Source organism: Citrobacter sp. Cpo037, assembly GCF_030332945.1.
In the GTDB taxonomy this organism is placed as follows: Bacteria; Pseudomonadota; Gammaproteobacteria; order Enterobacterales; family Enterobacteriaceae; genus Citrobacter; species Citrobacter portucalensis.
The window spans coordinates 113092-120514 of sequence record NZ_JAOWGW010000021.1 but is presented as its reverse complement, the minus strand read 5'-3'; the positions used below and the strand labels follow the sequence as shown (position 1 = coordinate 120514).

Annotated in this window: 7 protein-coding genes and 1 pseudogene; 5 read left to right on the top strand and 3 right to left on the bottom strand. The window is 49.8% G+C overall.

The genetic code is table 11. From position 1 onward, the window contains the following. Nucleotides 1-83 precede the first annotated feature (83 nt). Both mobB and mobA read right to left on the bottom strand, forming a co-directional pair. Entirely contained in the window at nt 84-602 is a 519-nt protein-coding gene (gene mobB / locus OGX94_RS01620) for a molybdopterin-guanine dinucleotide biosynthesis protein MobB (protein ID WP_257662361.1), read from the bottom strand. After that, nucleotides 584-1168 (bottom strand): molybdenum cofactor guanylyltransferase MobA, encoded by a 585-nt coding sequence (gene mobA / locus OGX94_RS01615; protein WP_003825335.1) that lies wholly within the window; start codon nt 1166-1168, stop codon nt 584-586. Before mobA ends, mobB begins: the two co-directional genes overlap by 19 nt. Nucleotides 1169-1237: 69 nt before the next feature. Here mobA and OGX94_RS01610 point away from each other — a divergent pair, with 69 nt between their 5' ends. From OGX94_RS01610 to dsbA, 3 genes are all read left to right on the top strand, one after another. Beyond that, nucleotides 1238-1507: a YihD family protein gene (locus tag OGX94_RS01610; protein ID WP_003028616.1), complete on the top strand. Its 270-nt coding sequence runs from the start codon at nt 1238-1240 to the stop codon at nt 1505-1507. Between the two features lie 76 nt (nt 1508-1583). Beyond that, on the top strand, nt 1584-2570 hold the full coding sequence (locus OGX94_RS01605) for a serine/threonine protein kinase (RefSeq protein WP_257662360.1): 987 nt from the start codon (nt 1584-1586) through the stop codon (nt 2568-2570). 16 nt (nt 2571-2586) lie between these two features. Further along, nucleotides 2587-3210 carry a thiol:disulfide interchange protein DsbA gene (dsbA, locus tag OGX94_RS01600; RefSeq protein WP_003028621.1) on the top strand — a complete coding sequence of 208 codons (624 nt, stop codon included), beginning with the start codon at nt 2587-2589 and terminating at the stop codon, nt 3208-3210. A gap of 13 nt (nt 3211-3223) precedes the next feature. On the opposite strand, the pseudogene yihG reads toward dsbA, so the two are convergent. After that, a pseudogene (gene yihG / locus OGX94_RS01595) lies at nt 3224-4091 on the bottom strand (1-acylglycerol-3-phosphate O-acyltransferase, YihG family). On the opposite strand from yihG, the gene OGX94_RS24915 reads away from it, so the two are divergent. Beyond that, nucleotides 3973-4308: a hypothetical protein gene (locus OGX94_RS24915; protein ID WP_230320052.1), complete on the top strand. Its 336-nt coding sequence runs from the start codon at nt 3973-3975 to the stop codon at nt 4306-4308. The pseudogene yihG and the gene OGX94_RS24915 overlap by 119 nt on opposite strands. Nucleotides 4309-4523: 215 nt before the next feature. Continuing rightward, nucleotides 4524-7310 carry a DNA polymerase I gene (gene polA / locus OGX94_RS01590; protein ID WP_257662359.1) on the top strand — a complete coding sequence of 929 codons (2787 nt, stop codon included), beginning with the start codon at nt 4524-4526 and terminating at the stop codon, nt 7308-7310. Nucleotides 7311-7423: the final 113 nt, after the last annotated feature.

Genomic DNA, 7423 nt, shown 5'->3' with positions numbered 1-7423 from the left:
CTTATCCGGCCTGCAGGGGCTGGGCTGAATGTATTTTGTAGGCCTGATAAGCGCAGCGCATCAGGCACATCGCAGCACCACGGTTACCATCTTATCCATTGCGTAACAAAATCAGCAAGTTGCTGTATATCGTTGATGTCTAACAATGGAACATCCACCGCCAGCGGAACATCACTGGCAACCGCGATAACATATTCGTCTATCGCCAATTCTTCAGGACTATGCCCGCAACCGTCGCGAAAAAGCACGATCTTAGCGACAGGTTCATGCTTAAACCCTTCAACCAGCACTAGATCCAACGTCGCTGCATCCATCCGGCTTACCAGATACGCTAAATCCAGTTCGGACTCTTCCGGTGTTTCTACCATTAATGCCCAACGTTGCTGGCTGGCGACCAGCGTTTGTGCTGCACCGGCTTTGCGCAGTTCATAACTATCTTTACCGGGCTTGTCGACATCCATATTGTGATGAGTATGTTTAATCAATCCGGGACGTATACCTCTGGCACGTAGTTCCGGGATCAACTTTTTGAGCAGCGTGGTTTTTCCCGTGCCGCTCCATGCCGCAATGGCGAGTAATGGGATCATGATTTTTCCTGCCATTTTGCGAGCTCTTCGGGGGTATTCACGTTTACGAACGCATCTTTATGATCGCTGAAATCGACAGCATGACCGCCAGCCAGACGCATAAAGACCATGACACGTCGTTCACCGGACTGAAGATAATCCTGCAGCAAAGGCTGCATAGAGCGGTGCATCAGCGCAATGGTTGGGTGATCTCTTTCCCCATCATGCACCCAGACAACGGGTGCATCTTTACGTTGCTCTTTTAGACGAGCGACCAGATCGTGAGGAATATAGGGCATATCGCACGGGCAAAACAGAAACCACTCCCCCGTTTGCTGCAGGAATACCGATAGCATCCCGGCCAGTGGGCCAGGGAAATCGGCCAAGGAATCGGGAATAACTTTCAGGCCGCTTTGCTGGTATATATCCCGGTGGCGATTGGCATTAACCACCACGGTTTCGACCTGCAAAGCGAGAATGTCGGCCACATGCCGCCAAAGAGGTTTACCGTCCAGTTCAAGCAGACCTTTATCGGTTCCACCCATCCGTCTGGCCTTACCGCCAGCCAGCACAACCCCTGTTATTGCACTATCCAGAATCACTGATATCGCCTCTTTTAATGTGGGATTGACCCTGCTAACGTATCTGTATTGAGCCTAAGGAGCACAACCATGAAATGTAAACGTCTGAATGAAGTTATTGAACTCCTCCAGCCAGCCTGGCAGAAGGAACCCGATCTTAACCTGATGCAATTTTTGCAGAAACTGGCGCAAGAGTCAGGTTTTGACGGCGAACTGGCGGATTTAACTGATGACATTCTGATCTATCACCTGAAAATGCGAGACTCAGCGAAGGATGCTGTCATTCCAGGTATTCAGAAAGATTATGAAGAAGATTTTAAAACTGCACTACTCCGCGCTCGTGGTGTAATTAAAGAGTAAAAGCTTGTAATCGCCGCCACCGAAAGCGCTGCGAAATGATATCCTGAATCATTCGTAGTATTTTCCGGATGATGGGATGAACGACAACGCTTTTAATTTCCAGACGCTACACCCGGATACCATCATGGATGCACTGTTTGAGCAGGGGATCCGGGTGGATTCCGGGCTTACCCCGCTTAACAGCTATGAAAACCGTGTCTATCAATTCCAGGACGAAGAGCGTCGACGCTTTGTCGTTAAGTTTTATCGCCCTGAACGTTGGTCTGTCGATCAGATCCAGGAAGAGCACCAGTTTGCTCTGGAACTGGTAAGCGATGAAGTTCCGGTAGCTGCGCCGTTGGTACTGAACGGCCAAACGCTGTTAAGCCATCAGGGTTTCCATTATGCGATCTTCCCCAGCGTCGGTGGACGCCAGTTTGAAGCCGACAACATCGATCAGATGGAGGCGGTGGGGCGCTATCTCGGGCGTATGCACCAGACCGGATGCAAGCGTACTTTTGCCTTCCGCCCAACGATTGGCCTTGAAGAGTACCTGGCTGAGCCGCGTAAAGTTTTTGAACACGCACAGCTTATCCCATCAGGGCAAAAAGCGGCTTTCCTGAAGGCAACGGATGCGCTTATCGCGATTGTTACCGAACGCTGGCATACGCGTTTTACCACGTTACGCCTGCACGGTGATTGTCATGCCGGTAATATTCTGTGGCGCGATGGCCCGATGTTTGTCGATTTAGATGATGCCCGCAATGGTCCGGCTATTCAGGATTTATGGATGCTCCTCAATGGTGATAAAGCTGAACAACGCATGCAGCTAGAAACCATTATCGAGGCTTATGAAGAGTTTAGTGAGTTCGACACGGCGGAAATCGGACTGATAGAGCCTTTACGCGCTATGCGTTTAGTTTATTATCTTGCTTGGCTGATTCGACGTTGGGCTGACCCTGCGTTCCCAAAAAACTTCCCGTGGTTAACCGGGGAAGATTACTGGCATCGTCAGACCGCAACCTTTATTGAGCAGGCAAAAATTCTGCAAGAGCCCCCCTTACAATTAACGCCAATGTATTAATCGGAGAAACTTGAACATGAAAAAAATATGGCTGGCGCTGGCTGGTATGGTCTTAGCTTTTAGCGCATCTGCAGCGCAGTTCCAGGATGGTAAACAATACATCACCCTGGAGAAGCCTGTTGCGGGTGAACCGCAAGTGTTGGAGTTCTTCTCCTTCTACTGCCCGCACTGCTATCAGTTTGAAGAAGTGCTTCATGTATCTGATAACGTGAAGAAAAAACTGCCGGAAGGCACCAAGATGACCAAATACCACGTCGAGTTTCTCGGGCCTTTGGGCAAAGATCTGACGCAGGCATGGGCGGTTGCAATGGCGCTGGGCGTTGAAGATCAGGTCACTGTTCCGCTGTTTGAAGGGGTTCAGAAAACCCAGACCGTTCAGTCTGTTGCTGATATCCGTAAAGTGTTTGTCGATGCGGGTATTAAAGGCGAAGACTATGATGCGGCATGGAACAGCTTCGTAGTGAAATCTCTCGTGGCACAGCAGGAAAAAGCAGCGGCTGATTTACAGCTGCAGGGCGTTCCGGCGATGTTCGTGAATGGTAAATATCAGGTAAATCCGCAAGGCATGGATACCAGCAGCATGGATATCTTTGTACAACAGTATGCGGATACCGTGAAATACCTGGTCGGTCAGAAGTAAAAGCAAAAGCCGGTCACTGACCGGCTTTTTTATTTTGAGGCTTTAATCGCGTCGAGCTGCGCGTCTTTCTCACTCCACAGCGTATTCAACCACAGCTGAAAGCGGCGCTTGAATGCCTTATCGTTCACGTAATCACCGTGTAACTCTTCATGGATTGGCTCCAGATTCACCCGCACGACAATCCGCGTTAGCTTACCGCTCAGCATATCGTAGAACGGTCGGCTACTGTTTTCCGGATAGCACAACGTGACGTTCAACATTTTATCGAACTGTGACCCCAGTACGTTCAATGCCATTGCAATACCTGCCGCTTTAGGAGGGAGCAGGTTTTGATAAGGAGAGCGGGTTTGCTCACGTTTATCTTTGGTAAAGCGTGAACCTTCGACAAAATTCACAATGGTTGTCGGGTGTACGCGAAACTTCTCGCAGGAACGACGCGTTGTTTCGACATCTTTACCACGGCGTTCCGGATGGCGAAGCAGATAGCCACGTGAATAGCGTTTCATAAACGGCATATCCAGCGCCCAGCAGGCCAGGCCAATAAAGGGCACCCAGGCCAACTGCTGCTTGAGGAAATATTTATTCATCGGGATGTGCTTACGGAACAGAACGCAAAGCACAACGATATCGGCCCAGCTGTAATGATTACAAATGAGCAGATACCAGTTTTTCTTGCTAAGACCTTCCAGCCCTTCAACATCCCACTTCAGCCGCGGATTAAGGTGTAGCAGTAGCGCCAGACCTTCACACCAGCAGTACATCATGAAATTACAGAAGACGGAAACCTTGCGCCAGACGACAGGAATGGGCAAAAGGAGTTTCACAACTCCGGCAAGGATGATCGGCACAGAACAAAAAATCGTGACCAATATGGTCAACACGATACTCAGCAACAGCGTTATCGCAGCGAGTATTCTCGTCATAATTAAATTATTCAAAAGGTTAGCCATAGACAGTGCGCGAAAGAGGCGCAAGGGGCTGATTTTATCAGAAAACGAACCAAATGATGGATCTTCCCTGAATAGAAAAAAAGAGAATATCTATCCACATCAGGATATAAGCTGTAAAAATGGAATAAAATGCCGTGAGTTTATTTAACCAATTGAAATTGTTGTATAAATATAATGGAGCATTAATTGCCTTGCTATATTTAAAGAGCTGAAAATTATTTATTCACAAAGTTATCCACAGCTGTCTTTGCGAGCAAAGCAGAAGATCTGCAAAAGTTTTTCGACAAATGCGGCGAAAAACTCATGTTTTCATCCTGTCTGTGGCATCCTTTACCCATAATCTGATAAACAGGCACGGACATTATGGTTCAGATCCCAGAAAACCCACTTATCCTTGTAGATGGCTCATCTTACCTGTATCGCGCATACCACGCGTTCCCACCGCTGACTAACAGCGCAGGAGAACCTACGGGCGCGATGTACGGTGTCCTCAACATGCTGCGTAGCTTGATTCTGCAATATCAACCAACCCATGCAGCGGTGGTATTCGACGCCAAGGGTAAAACCTTCCGTGATGAATTATTCGAACATTATAAGTCTCACCGCCCACCGATGCCGGACGATCTGCGTGCGCAGATTGAACCTCTGCATGCGATGGTAAAGGCGATGGGGCTGCCACTGTTGGCTGTTTCTGGCGTGGAGGCGGACGATGTTATCGGTACGCTGGCGCGGGAAGCAGAGAAGATCGGTCGCCCGGTGCTGATTAGCACCGGTGATAAAGATATGGCTCAGTTAGTGACGCCGAATATCACCCTTATCAACACCATGACCAATACGATCCTCGGCCCGGAAGAAGTTGTGAATAAGTACGGCGTCCCGCCGGAACTGATCATCGATTTCCTGGCGCTGATGGGGGATTCCTCAGATAACATTCCTGGCGTTCCAGGCGTAGGCGAAAAAACCGCTCAGGCACTGCTGCAGGGGCTGGGTGGGCTGGATACCCTCTATGCCGAATCAGACAAAATAGCGGGGCTGACCTTCCGTGGTGCGAAAACCATGGCGGGCAAACTTGAGCAGAACAAAGAGGTGGCGTACCTCTCTTATCAATTGGCTACCATCAAAACGGATGTTGAGCTGGAATTGACCTGTGAGCAGCTTGAAGTGCGTCAGCCCGCTGCAGAAGAACTGCTTGGCCTGTTTAAACAGTATGAATTTAAACGTTGGGTTACCGACGTTGAAGCGGGTAAATGGCTACAGGCTAAAGGGACGAAGCCGGGGGCAAAACCGCAAGAAACTATTGTCGTCGATGAAACGCCTGAGGAGCCGGCCACGGTTCTTTCGTACGATAACTATGTGACGATTCTGGACGAAGCGACGCTGGAAGCGTGGATCGCTAAGCTGAAAAAAGCACCTGTCTTTGCCTTCGATACTGAAACTGACAGCCTGGACAACATTTCCGCGAATCTGGTTGGCCTGTCTTTTGCCATTGAACCGGGTGTGGCGGCGTATGTTCCTGTTGCCCACGATTACCTGGATGCCCCTGACCAGATCGCGCGCGACCGCGCGCTGGAGCTGCTAAAGCCGCTGCTGGAAGATGAGAACGCGCACAAAGTCGGGCAAAACCTGAAGTACGATCGCGGTATCCTGGCGAACTATGGCATCGAGCTGCGCGGCATCACTTTTGACACCATGCTCGAATCCTACATTCTTAACAGCGTCGCTGGACGACATGATATGGACAGCCTGTCGGACCGCTGGCTGAAACATAAGACCATCACCTTTGAAGAGATTGCTGGAAAAGGCAAAAACCAGCTGACCTTTAACCAGATAGCACTGGAAGAGGCTGGTTGTTACGCTGCGGAAGACGCCGACGTTACGTTACAGCTGCATCTGAAGATGTGGCCAGAATTGCAGCAGCATAAAGGGCCGTTGAACGTCTTTGAAAATATCGATATGCCGCTGGTGCCGGTTTTGTCTCGCGTTGAGCGCAACGGTGTGAAAATCGATCCGGCTGTTCTGCACAAGCATTCAGAAGAGCTGACGCTGCGTTTGAATGAGCTGGAGCAAAAAGCGCACGAGATCGCCGGAGAAGCGTTTAACCTCTCTTCCACTAAGCAACTGCAAACTATCCTGTTTGAAAAGCAGGGTATTAAGCCGTTGAAGAAAACCCCAGGCGGCGCGCCATCAACGTCGGAAGAGGTACTGGAAGAGCTCGCGCTGGATTACCCATTGCCGAAAGTGATCCTGGAATATCGTGGTTTAGCGAAACTGAAGTCGACCTATACGGATAAGCTTCCGTTGATGATTAACAAGAAAACCGGACGCGTGCACACCTCCTACCATCAGGCGGTTACCGCCACCGGGCGCTTGTCTTCAACGGATCCAAACCTGCAAAACATCCCGGTACGTAATGACGAAGGTCGTCGTATTCGTCAGGCGTTCATTGCGCCAGAAGACTACGTGATTGTCTCTGCGGACTACTCACAGATTGAACTGCGTATTATGGCGCACCTTTCACGTGATAAAGGTCTGCTTACCGCGTTTGCCGAAGGGAAAGATATTCACCGCGCAACGGCGGCAGAAGTTTTTGGTTTACCGCTTGATGCTGTGACCAGCGAGCAACGCCGCAGCGCGAAAGCCATCAACTTCGGTTTGATCTACGGGATGAGCGCCTTTGGTTTGGCGCGCCAGTTGAATATTCCGCGCAAAGAAGCACAGAAGTACATGGATCTCTACTTTGAACGCTACCCAGGTGTGTTGGAATACATGGAACGTACCCGCGCGCAGGCGAAAGAGCAAGGCTATGTAGAAACGCTGGAAGGTCGCCGTCTCTATTTACCGGATATTAAATCCAGTAATGGTGCTCGTCGCGCTGGTGCTGAACGTGCGGCCATTAACGCCCCGATGCAGGGAACTGCCGCAGATATTATCAAGCGAGCCATGATTGCTGTGGATGGATGGCTGCAAACCGAGCAACCGCGCGTGCGCATGATCATGCAGGTACACGATGAACTGGTGTTTGAAGTGCACAAAGATGATCTGGAAAGCGTCTCTAAAAAGATCCACCAACTGATGGAAAACGAGACCCAGATTGACGTGCCGTTGCTGGTGGAAGTCGGGAGTGGTGAAAACTGGGATCAGGCGCACTAAGGGTTTACTTAATAACGCCCCTTTTTCGTAACTAAGCAACATAAGAGAGAGCTTTTTGTGATGTCCATTAGAATTCCCTATGTAAGGAATGAAAAAAAATTACAAAAAGTGCT